This is a genomic window from Rahnella sp. Larv3_ips, assembly GCF_003697865.1.
GTDB classification, from domain to species: domain Bacteria; phylum Pseudomonadota; class Gammaproteobacteria; order Enterobacterales; family Enterobacteriaceae; genus Rahnella; species Rahnella rivi.
Genome location: NZ_MJIB01000004.1, coordinates 1202582 through 1219665, shown reverse-complemented (window position 1 = coordinate 1219665; position 17084 = coordinate 1202582). Strand labels below are relative to the sequence as shown.

Sequence of the window (17084 nt, the reverse complement as noted above, 5' to 3'; positions counted from 1 at the left end):
GAATATGCTAACAACTTTGCAACGTCAGATTTTAGGTGCAGTGAATGCCGCAGGCGGTTTAAGCCGTACCGAACTGGCGCAATTCTCAGGCATGAGTAAAGCGGCCATCGGCGGCGTGGTGCGCGAAATGCTCGAGGCCGGTTTTCTGCATGAAGCGGAAACGGTGCCGGGCAGCGGGCAGGGCAGACCCTCGGTACGGCTGGTGGTGCATCCTGACGGCGCCTGGTTTGCCGGGGTTTCTTTGCTGCAAAATCCGGCGCAGATGGCGCTGATCAATTTGCATGGCGAAATACTGTCGCGGGTGTCTTTTGCGGCGGACGCGGATCCGCAGCAGCTGGCGGCGAATATCGCCGATGCCTTACCCGCGTTACTCGAACCTCATCCCGAGGCGGCGAAAAAGCTGGTCGGGCTGGGCGTGACGCTCTCCGGGCTAATCGATGAACATCAGTCGACCTGCGTGCAGTCGGCGTTGCTGGGCTGGCGCGATGTGCCGCTGGCAAAGCTGATTTCGCAGGCGACCGGCATGGAAGTGGCCATTGAAAATGACGCCAAAGCCCTGGCGGTGAGCGAGAAAAGTTTCGGCCTGGCGCGGGATCTGAGCAGCTTTACGCTGGTCAGCCACGGCGCGGGCATCGGCAGTGCGCATTTTATTGCCGGAAAGCTGCACCGGGGTTTGCACGGCGGAGCGGGGGAAATTGCGCACTGCACGCTGGAGCTGAACGGTTCGCCCTGCCGCTGCGGCAAGCGCGGTTGTCTGGACACGCTGGCATCGCTCAATGCGATTGCGGAAATGGCGAAAGCGGAAGGGCTGGAGGCCACCACCATCGGCGGCCTGGAGCTGCTGGCGATGCAGGGTCAGACTGCCGCCATCCGTATTTTGCATCGTGCCGGGTCTGCGCTTGGTTTAGCGATATCCCATCTTATTCAAATTAATGACCCGGATCTGATCCTGATTGCACATCAGGATGCCGATTTTTCCGGGCTGTTCGGCACGGTTGTGCATCAGTCTGTTGAAGCCAACGTGCTGCCGGGCAACGCCGGTAAAACGCCGGTCCGCACTTTTACCCTAAACGACGACACCTGGGCGCGCGCGGCGGCAAGTATTGCTGCACATCGCTTTCTTGTCGGTCTGAAGCCAGTCTGAGGAATCATCAACATGCGTATAGCTGTCAGCGGTATCCATATTGAATGCAGTACTTACAATCCGGTTTTGAACGAAGAGAAAGATTTTACCGTTGTGCGCGATGCGCAGCTTCTGGCCTCACCGCGTTTTCGTTTTTTGCAGGATTATCCGGCAACGTTTTTGCCGACCATTCATGCCCGCGCCATTGCCGGTGGTCCGGTAGCGCGGGCAACTTACGATAAATTCAAAGCAGAAATGCTGGCGGGGCTGGACGCGCAAAAACCTTTCGATGGTGTGTATCTGGCGATGCACGGCGCGATGTACGTTGAAGGTTTAGAAGATGCCGAAGGCGACTGGATCGCCGCGGCGCGAAAAGCGGTGGGGCCGGACTGCCCGATCAGCGTCAGTTACGATCTGCACGGTAATGTTTCGCAGCGCATTATTGACGCCATCGATATGTTTTCCACCTACCGCACGGCGCCGCATATTGATGTGGAAGAAACCATGCGTCGTTCGGTCGCCATGCTGGTGAAACATCTGCAAACCGGCGTGAAACCGACGCTGCTGTGGGTGCCGGTGCCGGTGGTATTACCGGGCGAGCGCACCAGTACCGAAGATGAACCGGCGAAAAGTTTGTACGCCCGTCTGCCGGAAATGGATGACGTTGACGGCGTGTGGGACAGTTCACTGATGGTGGGTTATGTGTGGGCGGATGAACCGCGCGCGACGGCTGCGGTGATCATGACCGGCACCGACCGCGCGGTACTGGAACAGCAGGCCACGCAACTGGCGCAGGCTTACTGGGACGCGCGCGAAGACTTCGTATTTGGCTGTGAAACGGACACGGTTGAAGCCTGCGTGAAAAAGGCCATTGCCTGTGAAACGCGCCCGGTGGTGCTGGCCGATTCGGGCGATAACCCGACCGGCGGCGGTGTCGGTGACCGCGCCGACGTGTTACAGGAGCTGATCAAACAATACGCACAAAATACGATTGTCGCCGGGATTGCTGATGCACCGGCGACGGAAGCGGCATTCAATGCCGGGGTCGGATCAATTCTGACCCTGACGCTCGGCGCGTCGCTGGATCATTCCAGCCCGCAGGTAAAAGGCGAGTTTGAAGTGGTTTTCCTGCTCGACGCGCTGACACCGGCAGACCGTCAGGCGGTTCTGCGTACGGGCGGTATTGATGTGGTGGTGTCTGCACGCCGCAGGCCGTATCACAACATCAGCGATTTCACCGTGCTGCAACTGGATCCGCATACTGCCGATATTGTGGTCGTGAAATCCGGCTATCTCTCGCCTGAACTGGCGCCGATTGCCAGCCCGAATTTAATGGCGCTGTCTAACGGCGTGGTCGATCAGTTTGTTGAGCGCCTGCCGCGTAACCGCAAAGCGCGCAAAACCTTCCCGTTTGACCGTGACTTCAGCTTTGTCCCGCAGGTGCAGCTGTCGGCGAGGAGCAAATAAGATGAGCGAACCGGAAAATCGTCAGCCTGTGCTGAGCGTAAAACATCTCACCACCTCTTTTCGCGGTGATGATGACTGGCTGCCTGTGGTGCGGGATTTGTCTTTTGATGTGTATCCCGGTGAAACGCTGGCAATTGTCGGGGAATCCGGTTCGGGGAAAAGTGTCACGTCGCTGTCGGTGATGCGTTTACTTAAGGCGCAGGGCAGTAAGATTGAGGGCGAAGTCTGGCTGAATCAGCGCAGTTTGCTGGCGCTTTCCGATAAGCAGATGCGCGACATTCGCGGCAATGAAATGGCGATGATTTTTCAGGAACCGATGACCTCGCTCAATCCGACATTCAGCATCGGCAGGCAGATTGCGGAAAGCCTGAAGCGGCACCGCGGGATGTCCTCCGCGCAGGCGCGGGCCGAAACTCTGAAGCTGCTGGAGAAAGTCCGTATTCCGAATGCCAAAGCGCGTTTTGACGAGTATCCGCATCAGTTTTCCGGCGGTATGCGTCAGCGCGTGATGATTGCCATGGCGCTGGCGCTGAAACCGAAATTGCTGATCGCTGATGAACCGACCACGGCGCTGGACGTGACCATTCAGGGGCAAATTCTGGATCTGATTAAAACCTTGCAGGAAGAGGAAGGGATGGCGGTGTTGTTCATCACGCACGATATGGGCGTGGTGGCGGAAATCGCGGACCGCACGCTGGTGATGTACCGCGGTGAGGCGGTAGAAAGCGGGGCGACGGAGGATATTTTCCATCGCCCGCAGCATCCTTATACCCGCGCGTTGCTGGCGGCGGTGCCGAAACTCGGATCGATGCAGGGGCGTGGCTGGCCGTTGCGCTTCCCGCAAATTAATCTGCAAACCGGTGAGGCGAGCGTGCCAAAGGAAGTGGCTGGCACGGTTGATGCCGGGGCGACGCCGTTGCTTTCGGTGAAAAATCTCAGCGCCAGGTTCCCGGTGTATGGCGGTATTTTCAGTCGTCAGGTGGGGGCGGTTCATGCGGTGGAAAACATCAGCTTTGATTTATTTCAGGGCGAAACGCTGTCGCTGGTCGGTGAATCCGGCTGCGGCAAATCCACCACCGGCCGCGCAGTCACGCGCCTGCTGAAACCACACAGCGGGGCGATTGATTTCGACGGTTTCGATGTCATGAATCTGGGCAAGCGCGACATTTTACAGATGCGTCAGCGCATCCAGATGATTTTTCAGGATCCGTTTGCCAGCCTCAATCCGCGTATGCGGATTGGCGACGCGCTGATTGAACCGATGCTGCAACACAAACTGCATAACCGCAGCGATGCAAAAGAGAAAGCCGCGTCGTTGCTGCAAAAAGTCGGGTTGTCGCCGGACATGCTGCGGCGTTTCCCGCATGAGTTTTCCGGCGGTCAGCGCCAGCGAATTTGTATTGCGCGCGCGCTGACGCTGGATCCAAAAGTGATTGTGGCCGATGAATCCGTTTCCGCCCTGGATGTCTCGGTGAAAGCGCAGGTAGTGAATTTGCTGCTCGATTTACAGGAAAGTATGAATCTGTCATATCTGTTTATTTCGCATGACATGGCCGTGGTTGAGCGGGTGAGTCATCGCGTGGCGGTGATGTATCTGGGGGAAATTGTCGAGATCGGCCCGCGTGCGGCGATATTCGATAATCCGCAGCATCCGTATACGCGAAAACTGATGGCGTCAGTGCCGGTGCCGGATCCGTCGCGCAGAATGCTCAAACGACAAATGCAGGTGGACGAACTGAAAAGTCCGGTGCGCGATAACGGCTATATTCCACCGCAAAGGCAGTATCAGGAAGTCTCGGCAGGGCATTTTGTTCAGGTTTGATTCGGAGTAGAGAAGAGGTTATTTCAGAGAAGTTACTAAGGGATGAGTCAGGAAGATGGTGGTGGGGGAAGGATTACTCGGCCTCTGGCCTCGCCCTGCGGGTCGTTGCTGCGCAACGCTGTCTCGCTTCGCTCGGCTCGAACCTTCGGGTCGAAGATTCTCTATCCTTCCCGATCTGAGCTTTATTTGGTTTTTGTTTTTCTTGGGAGGTAAGGAGAACTACTTGAAGATGGTGGTGGGGGAAGGATTCGAACCTTCGAAGTCGATGACGGCAGATTTACAGTCTGCTCCCTTTGGCCGCTCGGGAACCCCACCACAATTTTTTGTGGATTTTTACTACGTACTTCTTAGCCATAAATCATCATGTGCTACATGGATGATTTCACGTTACAGCGGTTAACGCTGCGAACGGGGCGCATAATACCAAATGAAACGGATGTGTAAAGTGCTGAAAGCGATAAAAAAGTTCGATTGCGGTTTTTTTGTTCTTAACGATGCTTCTCTGTGCGAAAAGCATCGTCAGAACAGCTTTTACAGAATAACCGTGCGGTTTCCGTAAACAAAAACGCGCTGCGCCAGAACGCGATAAAGCGCACGGCTGAGCACATTTTTTTCAACGTCACGTCCGGCGCGCATCATATCTTCGGCGGTGTAGGTGTGATCGACGTTAATCACGTCCTGCATGATGATCGGGCCTTCGTCTAAACTGTCGTTGACGTAATGCGCGGTGGCACCAATCAGTTTAACGCCACGCTCGTACGCCTGATGGTAAGGGCGTGCGCCGATAAAGGCAGGCAGGAACGAGTGGTGAATATTGATAACCTGATGCGGATAATGCTGCACAAAACCCGGTGTCAGCACGCGCATGTATTTCGCCAGTACGACGTAATCAGGCTGGTACTGATCGATCTGGGCAATCATCGCGCTGTCATGCTGTTCGCGGGTCAGGCCTTCGTGGCTGACCAGATGGAACGGAATGTCAAAGCGTTCAACCAGCGATTGCAGCGTGTCGTGGTTACCGATAACGGCAGCGATCTCAACATCCAGTCCACCGTAAACGGCTTTCATCAACAGATCACCCAGGCAATGGGCCTCTTTGGTCACCAGAATGACGATACGGCGACGGCCTGTGCTGTTTAACTCACGCACCGAACCCGCCGGCAACGCGCTGTCGAGATCGGCAAGCAGTGTGGTGTCGTTGAAGATCCCTTCCAGCTCGGTACGCATGAAGAAGCGTCCGGTGCGGTGATCCACGAATTCATTGTTCTGCACGATATTGAGTTCGTGCTTGTAGCAAATGTTAGTGATTTTGGCGATCAGACCTTTTGCATCAGGGCAAATGGTGCGTAATACCTTGGTTTGTACGTTCTGTTGCGGCATGAGGGTGTGGATCCTGTCCAAGACTGGTAGTCATAATGCGGTCAATTATTTACCGCAGCACTTCTTATATTTTTTACCCGAACCGCAAGGGCAGGCATCATTGCGGCCTGTCTGCGGTTTGATTCCATCTATATAGTACCAGCGATCTTTCAAACGAAGAAATCGCGAACGTTCATGAATAAGATGGATTTGTTCCTGACCGGTTTCGGTAAAGCGTGCGGCGAACTCCACAAAACCTTCGTCCTGATCACGGCCTTCGTGCTGGCTTAACACCTGCAATCCAAGCCATTGCGTGGTCGCAAACCCGTCCTGCAAACTTTCGCGCCAGTGCTCTGCGTGACAATTCGGGTGCCAGGTGGCGATCAGATAACTCGCATTTTTCAATGTGTAGGCGGTGTAGCGCGAACGCATCAGCGCGGCGGGGGTGGGCGCAGGTTTTGTCTCGTCGATGTAAGGCTGGCAGCATTCGTCGAACAAAATGTTGCTGCCGCAAGGGCAAAGTAGGGACACGTAAACTCCTGATTCAGCCTGTATTACATATGTTACAAGCAGGTTGCGCTATTGAATGCGTCAAAGTGTTATGTTACCTAACATCCTCGCCGTGTGGCAACGCGCTTCCCGGTTCACTTTTATCCACAGTTGGCATTAAGGTTTTCAAATGAGTAGAAAAGTCACGATCGGTCTGGCCCTTGGCTCGGGAGCAGCAAAAGGCTGGGCGCATATTGGCGTGATTAATGCCCTGAAAGACATGGATATTGAGGTGGATGTGGTCGCCGGATGTTCGGTTGGCGCGCTGGTGGGTGCGGCGTATGTCAGCAACAGATTGCCGGCAATGGAAAGTTGGGTGCGATCTTTTAGTTACTGGGACGTGCTGCGGCTGATGGATTTTTCATGGAAGCGCGGTGGACTGCTGCGCGGCGAGCGGGTGTTTAATGCGGTCGGCCAGATTATCCGCGTCAGCGAGTTCGAAGAATGTTCGAAAAAATTCGGGGCTGTGGCGACCAACCTGAGTACCGGGCGTGAACTGTGGCTGACGAAAGGGGATTTGCACGAAGCGGTGCGTGCTTCCTGTAGTATGCCCGGCCTGCTGGCTCCGGTCTGGCACAACGGTTACTGGCTGGTGGATGGGGCGGTGGTCAACCCGGTGCCGGTATCGCTGACCCGTGCGCTGGGGGCAGATATCGTTATCGCAGTAGATTTGCAGCACGACGCCCATCTGATGCAGCAGGATCTGCTCACGGTACAGCCGACCGGAGATGAACACAGTCTGGAGAAAGAGCTGAGCTGGCGGGACAGACTTCGCCAGCGACTGACCCGCCCGAATGCCCGTAAGCCGAACGTCAGCCCTTCAGCCATGGAAATCATGTCGACGTCCATTCAGGTACTGGAGAACCGCCTCAAGCGTAACCGCATGGCGGGAGATCCGCCGGATGTGGTGATTCAGCCCTATTGTCCGCAAATTTCCACACTGGATTTCCATCGCGCTGCGGAGGCGATCGAGGCGGGGCGTCTCGCTGTAGAAAAGCAACGTGAGCAATTGTTACCCTTGATAAAAAACAAACCGTTCTGAGTGGCTTAACGTGCGCATTGACGGAATCTGATAATTCTGACAAGCAAAATCAGGCTTTATGAGCCACTATTAGAATAAGAAAATCCGGGGGTCGTGATGGATAAACCACTTACAAGCAAGCACATACTTATCGTAGAAGACGAAGCCGTTTTCCGATCTGTGCTCGCGGGTTATGTGAGTTCTCTCGGCGCTACCTTCACGGAAGCAGAAAACGGCCTTCAGGCACTCTCTCTGATCGAAGATTTCCCTCCTGATTTAATCCTTTGCGATTTGGCGATGCCCGAAATGGGCGGCATTGAATTCGTTGAGAACCTGCGATTGCAGGGAAATAAAATTCCTGTTCTGGTGATTTCAGCCACCGATAAGATGACTGACGTGGCAACGATGCTGCGCCTCGGTGTGGAAGATGTATTGCTCAAACCGATCGGCGATCTCCAGCGCTTGCGCGAAGCCTTGCTCACCTGCCTGTATCCGAAACTGTTTTCTTCACAGGCGATGGAAGAGAGTTCACTGGTTCAGGACTGGGAAGCCCTGTGCCGGAACCCGAATGAAGCGCAGCGCTTGCTGAAAGAGTTGCAGCCGCCGGTTCAACAAACCCTCGCTCACTGCCGCATTAATTACCGGCAACTGACCACCACCGACCATCCGGGGCTGGTGTTGGACATCGCGGCGCTGTCGTCTAAAGATCTTGGTTTCTATTGCCTTGACGTCACCCGTGCGAACGAAAATGGGGTGCTGGCGGCACTGTTGCTGCGCGCTATTTTCAACAGCCTGCTGCGGGAGCATCTGAGCGATCAGCATCAGCGGTTGCCGCAGATGTCGACGCTGCTCAAGCAGGTGAATCACTTATTTAAACAGGCCAATCTGAAAGGGCAGTTTCCTCTTCTGCTCGGTTATTATCATGCCGAGCAAAAAAACCTAATTCTGGTGTCTGCGGGATTACACGCCAACGTCAATACCGGGACCAATACCATCCAGCTCAGCAACGGCGTGCCGCTGGGCACGACAGGCGCCACCTATTCCAACCAGATAAGCCAGCGCTGCGACGCGTGGCAGTGTCAGGTGTGGGGATCGGGTGGGCGTCTGAGATTAATGTTGTCTACTGAGTGAGCATATTTCTCAGCAAGTAGAATAATGCCTTAATAGTATTGAGCATTTCTTCCGCACGACTTTTCATATTCATGATTCATCACATTATTCTAAGACCTATCTTATGCAAAATATGCCATTGCAGAGGCACTTACGTGTGAAACTGGTATAATGCGCCCAGAAATTTAGCCGTCTAATTAACGTTGTCTAAAAATGTTTGTTAAAAAATAAATAATAGGAATTCGCTGATGAAAGTAACAGTTTTTGGTATCGGTTACGTCGGACTTGTTCAGGCGGCGGTTCTTGCTGAAGTCGGGCATGAAGTTTTGTGCATCGATGTGGATGCGAACAAAGTGGAGAACCTGAAAAATGGTCAGATCCCCATTTTCGAACCGGGTTTAACGCCGCTGGTAAAACAGAATTATGAAGCCGGGCGTCTGATGTTCAGCACCGATGCGGCCGAAGGCGTGGCGCATGCCACCGTTCAGTTTATTGCTGTGGGCACGCCGCCGGATGAAGATGGCTCCGCCGACCTGAAATATGTTACCGCTGTAGCGCGGACTATTGCTGAACACATGACCGACACAAAAGTGGTGATTGATAAGTCTACCGTTCCGGTCGGCACGGCAGATAAAGTTCGTGCCGTGATGACCGAAGTGCTGAAACAGCGCGGCGTAGACATCGATTTCAACGTGGTGTCAAATCCGGAGTTCCTGAAAGAGGGGGCCGCTGTTGCCGACTGCATGCGCCCGGAGCGTATCGTTATCGGTACCGACAATCCTGACGCCATCGACCCTATCCGTGAACTGTACGAGCCCTTCAACCGCAATCATGACCGTATGATCCTGATGGACATTCGCAGTGCTGAGCTGACCAAATACGCAGCTAACTGCATGCTGGCCACCAAAATCAGCTTTATGAATGAGATGTCCAATCTGGCTGAAATGCTGGGTGCGGATATCGAGAAAGTGCGTCAGGGGATCGGTTCTGATTCCCGTATCGGTTATCACTTTATCTATCCTGGCTGTGGTTACGGCGGTTCCTGTTTCCCAAAAGACGTGCAGGCATTGATCCGCACGGCAGAACATATTGGTTATCAGCCAAAATTATTACAGGCTGTGGAACAGGTGAATTATCAGCAGAAATATAAATTACCGACTTTCATTCAGCGCCACTTCGGTCAGGATCTGCAGGGTAAAACCTTCGCACTTTGGGGGCTGTCCTTTAAGCCGAATACCGATGATATGCGTGAAGCTTCCAGCCGCGTTTTAATGGAACAACTTTGGGCCGCGGGCGCGAAAATCAAAGCCTACGATCCGGAAGCCATGAATGAAACTCAGCGAATTTACGGCCATCGTGAAGATCTCGAACTGATGGGAACCAAAGAATCCGCATTGCAAAACGCCGATGCGCTGATTATTTGTACGGAATGGCAGAATTTCCGCGCGCCTGATTTCGATGTCATCAAAAATGCATTAAAAGAACCGGTCATCTTTGATGGTCGTAATTTATTCGATCCTGAACGTTTAGAAAAACGCGGGTTCACTTACTACGGGATTGGCCGTGGTGCATCAGTTAATCCGGTTCTGTAAGGAGAATTCATGAAATATCTGGTTACCGGCGCTGCAGGGTTTATTGGTTTTTATGTGTCACAACGTTTGCTTTCGGCAGGCCATACCGTTGTCGGGATGGATAATCTCAATGACTATTATGACGTCAATCTGAAACTTGCACGTCTGTCACAACTGGAAAATAAAGACGGCTTTGAGTTTATCAAGCTGGATTTAGCCGATCGTGAGGGTATGGCGGCATTGTTTGCGGCACAGCATTTTGATCGTGTTATTCATTTGGCTGCGCAGGCCGGTGTCCGGTATTCCATTGAGAATCCTTTAGCTTATGCAGATTCTAACCTCATAGGATTTGTTAATGTGCTGGAAGGGTGCCGTCATAATAAAGTCGGTCATTTGCTTTATGCGTCTTCCAGCTCAGTTTATGGTCTGAACAAGAAGCAACCCTTCTCAACGGATGATTCGGTTGATCATCCCGTGTCATTGTATGCTGCGACGAAAAAAGCCAATGAATTAATGGCTCATACTTATTCGCATCTTTATCGCCTGCCAACCACCGGATTACGTTTCTTTACTGTTTACGGTCCGTGGGGGCGTCCTGATATGGCGCTGTTTAAGTTTACCAAAGCAATGATCGCCGGTCAGAGTATTGATGTTTATAACCACGGTGAAATGCGCCGGGACTTCACTTATATCGATGATATTGCTGAATCCATTGTTCGCCTGCAGGATGTCATTCCACAAGCGCAGCAGGACTGGACGGTAGAAGAAGGTTCTCCTGCCAGCAGTTCAGCGCCTTATAGTGTCTATAACATCGGTAATAACCATCCGGTGAAGCTGACGGCCTATATCAGCGCGCTTGAGAAGGCCCTTGGGATTGAGGCTGAAAAGAATATGCTGCCTATGCAGCCTGGTGACGTGCATGAAACCAGTGCCGATACACAGCCGCTTTATGAGGCTATCCACTTTAAGCCGGAAACGACGGTTGAGCAGGGCGTGCAGAACTTTGTTGACTGGTACCGCGATTTTTACCAGGTCTGACATGAACTAATAACAAAAGGCTGCCCAGGCAGCCTTTTTTATTTATCGGAGATAATTCAGTTAAATCTTATGGTTGTTTTACCTGGATTGTTTTTGATTTTTGTTGCTACCCGAAATTCATCACCCTAAATACATAACAAAAAACCCATCACAAGGATGGGTTTTAGCATTAATAACACTGAAGTCAATAAGGGCAATTACAGCAGGAAATCGTCCAGTGATTTGCCTTGCTCTTCTATTGCTTTCTTGATCACAGCTGGAGTACGACCCTGGCCAGTCCAGGTTTTGTTTTCGCCGTTCTCGTCGATATATTTGTATTTCGCAGGGCGTGCAGCACGCTTAGCTTTACCAGCAGATTTGGTAGCAGCCATTGTTTGCAGCAATTCGTTAGGATCAATGCCATCAGCAATCAGCATTTCACGGTATTGTTGCAGTTTACGTGTACGCTCTTCAATTTCAGCAGCTGCCTGAGAATCTTCTTCGCGACGTTCGTTAACAACAACTTCTAATTTCTCCAGCATCTCTTCCAGAGTTTCGAGAGTGCATTCTCTTGCTTGTGCGCGCAGAGTACGGATGTTGTTCAGAATCTTTAATGCTTCGCTCATTATACTAGTCTCAAATTATATGGTGGGGGGCGTTTGGTTAATAATAGATTGCTCTTCTCTATTCTGCAATAGCCAATTTGAACACCTGACTCTAATTTACGCATTTAAAGCAAATATTGATAACAGTGTAAAAATATAGTTGAGCCGGAACACACTATTTATCTGGGGCATATAAGCTAATTTTCAATACATTCTTCAGGTGTATTCGCGTGCCGCAAGATGCGTTGTATAACTTTGCGAGACTTCGCACAAATAAAACATTTACGTCGGCATCTATTGTAAGGATATGGCAAATCAGGGCATTAATGCTACAGCCTATAGGATTTTTACCGAACTTTTAAGACTCCGCTGATCGGAACCGCTATGTATAGACAAACCAGCGTACACATAAGGTATTACATATAAATACCGGTCAGATAAGGTAATAAGGTGTTCAGATAACGCATTATGATTGGCGGGTTTTATAATTTCTGTTTGTAAGTTTCTGTGTTTTTTGAAAAGTCATAAAGCGTTATTCATGGATCTTATTGGGATCGGTGACGCGATGTTATCAGCCGGCAGGGGCTATGGTACAATCCGTGCCGAAAAATTCCGCCATCCAATACTTAACGGGGTCGCCGCTTAATGGCTCAACTTTATTTTTATTACTCGGCGATGAACGCCGGTAAATCAACATCTTTGTTGCAGTCTTCATATAATTATCAAGAACGTGGCATGCGTACGCTGGTCTTAACGGCGGAGTTAGATCACCGGTTTGGCGTCGGTATGGTCAGTTCTCGTATCGGGTTGTCATCGCCTGCGGAACTTTACAATAAAGAAACCGATCTCTTTAATTTGATCGCACAGGACAGCGGCTCACAGCGCCTGAATTGCGTTTTGATAGATGAGTGTCAGTTTCTTACCAAGGCGCAGGTGTCGCAGCTTACAGACGTCGTTGACGACCTTGATGTGCCGGTTCTGTGTTACGGCTTGCGGACAGATTTCCGTGGGGAGCTTTTTGAAGGCAGCGAGTACCTGCTGGCATGGGCGGATAAGCTGGTCGAGCTTAAAACCATCTGTCACTGCGGCCGTAAGGCCAACCGCAACCTCCGCATGGATGAGAAGGGTAACGCGCTGCACGATGGCGCACAGGTGGTCATTGGCGGGGATGAGAGCTATGTGTCCGTTTGTCGCAAGCATTACAAAGAAGCCATGGCTGCGATAGATCCGCTTGACGATACAAAGACACGCTAAGTCAGCCGGGCCTGTGAGCGGTAGCAAACCTGTACCAGATTGAAGAGTGCCATTAAAACGTCGAGTGACGCTCCTGATGGCACAATAAAAAAACCCGCCATTTGGCGGGTTTTTTGCTTACGGGAATCTCAGCAGATTATTTTTTGCTGGTTTTCTTTTCAGCTTTCAGTGCCGGAGCTGCAACGGCAACTTCATCAGCAACATCTTCGTTGTACTCACGACCGTAGTAAGTATCCATCAGAATCTGTTTCAGTTCGGCGATCAGCGGGTAACGTGGGTTAGCACCGGTACACTGGTCATCAAACGCATCTTCAGACAGTTTGTCTACTTTCGCCAGGAAGTCAGCTTCCTGCACACCGGCTTCACGGATTGAAGTTGGAATACCCAGATCCGCTTTGATTTCGTCCAACCAGTTCAACAGTTTCTGGATTTTCTGTGCAGTACGGTCACCAGGAGCGCCCAGACCTAAATGGTCAGCGATTTCTGCGTAACGACGACGCGCTTGTGGGCGGTCATACTGACTGAAAGCAGTCTGTTTAGTTGGGTTATCGTTCGCGTTGTAACGGATAACGTTTGAAATCAGCATGGCGTTGGCCAGACCGTGTGGAATGTGGAACTCTGAACCCAGTTTATGGGCCATTGAGTGACACACACCCAGGAAGGCGTTCGCAAACGCGATACCAGCGATAGTGGCCGCATTGTGCACACGTTCACGAGCAACCGGGTTTTTAGAACCTTCGTGGTAGCTGGCTGGCAGGTTTTCTTTCAGTAATTTCAGCGCCTGCAGAGCCTGACCATCAGAATATTCATTCGCCAGTACGGAAACGTAAGCTTCCAGTGCGTGAGTCACCGCATCCAGACCACCGAACGCACAGAGTGATTTCGGCATGTTCATCACCAGGTTGGCATCAACGATAGCCATATCTGGGGTGAGCGCGTAGTCAGCCAGTGGATATTTCTGACCTGTTGCGTCATCTGTCACTACTGCAAACGGAGTGACTTCAGAACCGGTACCGGAAGTGGTAGTGACGGCGATCATTTTCGCTTTCACGCCCATTTTCGGGAATTTGTAGATACGTTTACGGATATCCATAAAGCGCAGCGCCAAATCTTCAAACTGAGTATCTGGATGTTCGTACAGAACCCACATGATTTTCGCTGCATCCATCGGTGAACCACCACCCAGCGCGATAATCACGTCTGGTTTGAAGGAGTTCATCTGCTCAGCACCTTTACGAACGATACTCAGCGTTGGATCCGCTTCTACTTCGAAGAAGACTTCAGTTTCAATACCGTGACCTTTCAGAACGCTGGTGATTTGGTCTGCATAGCCGTTATTGAATAAGTAGCGGTCAGTAACGATGAAGGCGCGTTTCGCTCCGTCAGTCGCCACTTCTTCCAGTGCGATTGGCAGTGAGCCACGACGGAAGTAAATAGATTTTGGAAGTTTATGCCACAACATGTTTTCTGCTCGCTTCGCTACAGTTTTCTTGTTGATCAAGTGTTTTGGACCGACGTTTTCAGAGATGGAGTTACCACCCCATGAACCGCAGCCCAGCGTCAGAGAAGGGGCAAGTTTGAAATTATACAGGTCACCGATACCACCCTGTGAAGCAGGGGTGTTGATCAGAATACGTGCGGTTTTCATTTTGTTGCCAAAATAATTAACACGTTCTGGTTGGTTGTCCTGGTCTGTATACAGACAAGAGGTGTGGCCGATACCGCCCATTTCTACCAGTTTTTCTGCTTTTGCTACCGCATCTTCGAAATCTTTCGCACGGTACATCGCAAGGGTTGGGGACAGTTTTTCGTGTGCAAACGGTTCTGATTCGTCAACAACGCTGACTTCACCGATTAACACTTTAGTATGAGCTGGCACTTTGATGCCGGCCATTTCAGCGATTTTCGCGGCTGGCTGGCCTACGATTGCCGCGTTCAGGCCACCGTTTTTAAGAATGATGTCGGAAACGGCTTTCAGCTCTTTACCCTGCAGCAGGTAGCCGCCGTGAGAAGAGAAACGTTCACGCACTGCGTTATAAACAGAATCAACCACGATGATGGACTGTTCAGACGCACAGATAACACCGTTATCGAAGGTTTTAGACATCAGAACGGAAGCGACAACACGTTTGATATCAGCGGTTTCATCAACGACAACCGGGGTATTACCGGCACCAACGCCGATCGCGGGTTTACCAGAGCTGTAAGCGGCTTTCACCATGCCCGGGCCACCGGTTGCCAGGATCAGGTTCAGATCCGGGTGATGCATTAACTGGTTGGACAGCTCTACGCTTGGTTCATCAATCCAGCCAATGATGTCTTTTGGCGCGCCGGCAGCGATAGCGGCTTGCAGAACGATATCTGCGGCTTTGTTGGTTGCGTTTTTAGCACGTGGGTGTGGAGAGAAGATGATACCGTTACGTGTTTTCAGGCTGATCAGCGCTTTGAAAATCGCGGTAGAAGTTGGGTTAGTTGTCGGTACGATACCGCAGATGAGGCCGATTGGCTCTGCGATAGTGATGGTACCGAAGGTGTCATCCTGACCGAGGATGCCACAGGTTTTTTCATCTTTATAAGCGTTGTAGATATATTCAGAGGCGAAGTGGTTTTTGATCACTTTGTCTTCGACGATACCCATACCGGATTCTTCAACAGCAAGTTTTGCCAGCAGAATTCGAGCATCAGCAGCAGCCAGGGCGGCGGCGGCGAAGATCTTATCTACTTGTTCTTGACTGAAGTTGGCGTATTCACGTTGTGCCTTTTTCACTCGGGCAACGAGTGCGTTCAGTTCAGCGACATTTGTTACAGCCATAATGCTCTCCTGATAAAGTTAAACTCTTTTAGTAAATAACCTGCCAGAGATGAGTATAGCCTTGCTATCCTCCACTGTGAGAAAGTAATTATTACTACTGTTCTCAATGTGTTATCTCTGTCTCTTTATTTGCTCAAAGAGCTTTCAGTCGTGTAGCACCCAGAGTAGATAAATTGTCATTCCGCGCCATTTTGTGAACGTTTATCTCAGAGAGTGTTCGCAAGTACCGGTGAGTGACTATGCGCAAAGCTTACCTATTTGTAGGCAGAGGGAATTTGATCTGGATCACTAAACACCAATGCTGACTCCTTTCAGCTGGGGTTTAATAAGAATGATTATCAAAAAAGTGGAAACTATCTACAACTTAACGGCTTTTTGAGGCAGTAATATTACACTTTTTTAACAAAAGTGTCATTCACTGCTTTTTAATGAAATTCTGGTGATAAATACCATGAAACGACGTGGCGCCATCTTTGCAATTCCAGTACATTAGCGCCCCATCAAGACCTTCATCTACTGGCAATTTGTGCGGAGTTCTGCGTGAGCCAATCTTTATTAGATTTTTCAGGCTATATCAAATTTTTCGTCGGGTTGTTCGCGCTGGTTAACCCGGTAGGGATCCTGCCTGTCTTCATTAGTATGACCAGCTATCAGGCTGCCGCCGGTCGTAATAAGACCAACATGACGGCTAACTTATCCGTCGCCATTATATTGTCGACAGCGTTGTTCCTCGGCGATGCCATTCTGCATCTGTTTGGGATTTCCATTGATTCATTCCGCATCGCAGGCGGCATTCTGGTTGTGACCATTGCGATGTCGATGATCAGCGGCAAGCTCGGTGAAGATAAGCAGAACAAACAAGAGAAGTCGGAAACTGCGATCCGTGAAAATGTCGGTGTAGTGCCTTTGGCATTACCCTTGATGGCAGGGCCAGGGGCAATCAGTTCTACGATTGTCTGGAGTTCCCGCTATAACGGCTGGCAGAATCTGCTGGGTCTTACGCTGGCGATCATCTTCTTTGCCTTTTGTTGCTGGCTTCTGTTCCGTGCGGCACCGCTGTTGGTTCGTTTACTGGGGCAGACGGGCATCAACGTGATTACCCGAATCATGGGGTTGTTACTGATGTCTTTGGGCATCGAATTTATTGTGACGGGAATCAAAGCTATTTTCCCCGGCCTTCTCTAATCAATACGCAGCCAAATTATCACGAGATCATAAACGTGATTTCGTGATAATTATTACGTCTGCTTATAATCGAATGCATTAATATAGTGCAGCTAATGGTGTAAATAAGAGCATTTGCACCCTAATGTGGCGTAAACTCCCTTCTCAGACTTCTTTTGAATCCAAGCCTTCATTTCTTCTAATAAACTT

The 17084-nt window shown here is 51.0% G+C and carries 13 protein-coding genes, 1 tRNA gene and 1 other RNA gene; 9 read left to right on the top strand and 6 right to left on the bottom strand.

Annotated features, from left to right (window positions below):
* Positions 1 to 4 precede the first annotated feature (4 nt).
* Genes ED901_RS07865 through ED901_RS07855 form a run of 3 tightly spaced genes read left to right on the top strand, consistent with a single transcriptional unit; the run spans position 5 to position 4412 of the window.
* Positions 5 to 1144, top strand: coding sequence for an ROK family transcriptional regulator (locus ED901_RS07865; protein WP_122095523.1), 1140 nt, complete (start codon positions 5 to 7; stop codon positions 1142 to 1144).
* A gap of 12 nt (positions 1145 to 1156) precedes the next feature.
* Positions 1157 to 2590, top strand: a complete 1434-nt coding sequence (locus ED901_RS07860; protein WP_122095522.1) for a M81 family metallopeptidase — start codon at positions 1157 to 1159, stop codon at positions 2588 to 2590.
* Position 2591: 1 nt separating this feature from the next.
* On the top strand, positions 2592 to 4412 hold the full coding sequence (locus tag ED901_RS07855) for an ABC transporter ATP-binding protein (protein WP_056780826.1): 1821 nt from the start codon (positions 2592 to 2594) through the stop codon (positions 4410 to 4412).
* A gap of 56 nt (positions 4413 to 4468) precedes the next feature.
* Here the strand turns inward: ED901_RS07855 and ED901_RS07850 are convergent.
* The 4 genes from ED901_RS07850 to ED901_RS07835 all read right to left on the bottom strand — a co-directional run bounded on the left by ED901_RS07850 (position 4469) and on the right by ED901_RS07835 (position 6302).
* A non-coding RNA gene (locus ED901_RS07850) (RtT sRNA) lies at positions 4469 to 4598 on the bottom strand.
* Between the two features lie 44 nt (positions 4599 to 4642).
* Positions 4643 to 4727, bottom strand: a tRNA-Tyr gene (locus ED901_RS07845).
* Positions 4728 to 4943: 216 nt separating this feature from the next.
* Positions 4944 to 5792, bottom strand: coding sequence for a formyltetrahydrofolate deformylase (gene purU, locus ED901_RS07840; RefSeq protein WP_056780822.1), 849 nt, complete (start codon positions 5790 to 5792; stop codon positions 4944 to 4946).
* A gap of 45 nt (positions 5793 to 5837) precedes the next feature.
* Positions 5838 to 6302 carry a YchJ family protein gene (locus tag ED901_RS07835; RefSeq protein ID WP_122095521.1) on the bottom strand — a complete coding sequence of 155 codons (465 nt, stop codon included), beginning with the start codon at positions 6300 to 6302 and terminating at the stop codon, positions 5838 to 5840.
* Positions 6303 to 6450: 148 nt separating this feature from the next.
* On the opposite strand from ED901_RS07835, the gene rssA reads away from it, so the two are divergent.
* The 4 genes from rssA to ED901_RS07815 all read left to right on the top strand — a co-directional run bounded on the left by rssA (position 6451) and on the right by ED901_RS07815 (position 11060).
* Complete coding sequence (gene rssA, locus ED901_RS07830) at positions 6451 to 7362, top strand: patatin-like phospholipase RssA (RefSeq protein WP_056780813.1); 912 nt, start codon at positions 6451 to 6453, stop codon at positions 7360 to 7362.
* Between the two features lie 96 nt (positions 7363 to 7458).
* Positions 7459 to 8472 carry a two-component system response regulator RssB gene (gene rssB / locus ED901_RS07825; protein ID WP_056780810.1) on the top strand — a complete coding sequence of 338 codons (1014 nt, stop codon included), beginning with the start codon at positions 7459 to 7461 and terminating at the stop codon, positions 8470 to 8472.
* A 227-nt stretch (positions 8473 to 8699) separates the two neighbouring features.
* Complete coding sequence (locus tag ED901_RS07820; protein WP_056780807.1) at positions 8700 to 10043, top strand: UDP-glucose/GDP-mannose dehydrogenase family protein; 1344 nt, start codon at positions 8700 to 8702, stop codon at positions 10041 to 10043.
* A gap of 9 nt (positions 10044 to 10052) precedes the next feature.
* The gene (locus ED901_RS07815; RefSeq protein ID WP_122095520.1) at positions 10053 to 11060 is read left to right on the top strand and encodes an NAD-dependent epimerase; all 1008 of its coding nucleotides are present in this window, start codon (positions 10053 to 10055) and stop codon (positions 11058 to 11060) included.
* Between the two features lie 197 nt (positions 11061 to 11257).
* Here the strand turns inward: ED901_RS07815 and hns are convergent, their stop codons facing one another.
* Positions 11258 to 11665 carry a histone-like nucleoid-structuring protein H-NS gene (hns, locus tag ED901_RS07810; RefSeq protein ID WP_056780802.1) on the bottom strand — a complete coding sequence of 136 codons (408 nt, stop codon included), beginning with the start codon at positions 11663 to 11665 and terminating at the stop codon, positions 11258 to 11260.
* A gap of 624 nt (positions 11666 to 12289) precedes the next feature.
* On the opposite strand from hns, the gene ED901_RS07805 reads away from it, so the two are divergent.
* Positions 12290 to 12898, top strand: coding sequence for a thymidine kinase (locus ED901_RS07805; protein ID WP_122095519.1), 609 nt, complete (start codon positions 12290 to 12292; stop codon positions 12896 to 12898).
* A 136-nt stretch (positions 12899 to 13034) separates the two neighbouring features.
* Here the strand turns inward: ED901_RS07805 and adhE are convergent, their stop codons facing one another.
* On the bottom strand, positions 13035 to 15710 hold the full coding sequence (gene adhE, locus ED901_RS07800; RefSeq protein ID WP_122095518.1) for a bifunctional acetaldehyde-CoA/alcohol dehydrogenase: 2676 nt from the start codon (positions 15708 to 15710) through the stop codon (positions 13035 to 13037).
* Positions 15711 to 16250: 540 nt separating this feature from the next.
* On the opposite strand from adhE, the gene ED901_RS07795 reads away from it, so the two are divergent.
* Positions 16251 to 16895: a YchE family NAAT transporter gene (locus ED901_RS07795; RefSeq protein WP_056780794.1), complete on the top strand. Its 645-nt coding sequence runs from the start codon at positions 16251 to 16253 to the stop codon at positions 16893 to 16895.
* The last annotated feature ends 189 nt before the right edge of the window (positions 16896 to 17084 follow it).

Excerpts from the sequence above, each read along its gene's own strand:
- ED901_RS07865 (WP_122095523.1), top strand. The coding sequence starts at position 5 with ATGCTAACAACTTTGCAACGTCAGATTTTAGGTGCAGTGAATGCCGCA.
- ED901_RS07860 (WP_122095522.1), top strand. The coding sequence starts at position 1,157 with ATGCGTATAGCTGTCAGCGGTATCCATATTGAATGCAGTACTTACAAT.
- ED901_RS07855 (WP_056780826.1), top strand. The coding sequence starts at position 2,592 with ATGAGCGAACCGGAAAATCGTCAGCCTGTGCTGAGCGTAAAACATCTC.
- purU (WP_056780822.1), bottom strand. The coding sequence starts at position 5,792 with ATGCCGCAACAGAACGTACAAACCAAGGTATTACGCACCATTTGCCCT.
- rssA (WP_056780813.1), top strand. The coding sequence starts at position 6,451 with ATGAGTAGAAAAGTCACGATCGGTCTGGCCCTTGGCTCGGGAGCAGCA.
- rssB (WP_056780810.1), top strand. The coding sequence starts at position 7,459 with ATGGATAAACCACTTACAAGCAAGCACATACTTATCGTAGAAGACGAA.
- ED901_RS07820 (WP_056780807.1), top strand. The coding sequence starts at position 8,700 with ATGAAAGTAACAGTTTTTGGTATCGGTTACGTCGGACTTGTTCAGGCG.
- ED901_RS07815 (WP_122095520.1), top strand. The coding sequence starts at position 10,053 with ATGAAATATCTGGTTACCGGCGCTGCAGGGTTTATTGGTTTTTATGTG.
- hns (WP_056780802.1), bottom strand. The coding sequence starts at position 11,665 with ATGAGCGAAGCATTAAAGATTCTGAACAACATCCGTACTCTGCGCGCA.
- ED901_RS07805 (WP_122095519.1), top strand. The coding sequence starts at position 12,290 with ATGGCTCAACTTTATTTTTATTACTCGGCGATGAACGCCGGTAAATCA.
- adhE (WP_122095518.1), bottom strand. The coding sequence starts at position 15,710 with ATGGCTGTAACAAATGTCGCTGAACTGAACGCACTCGTTGCCCGAGTG.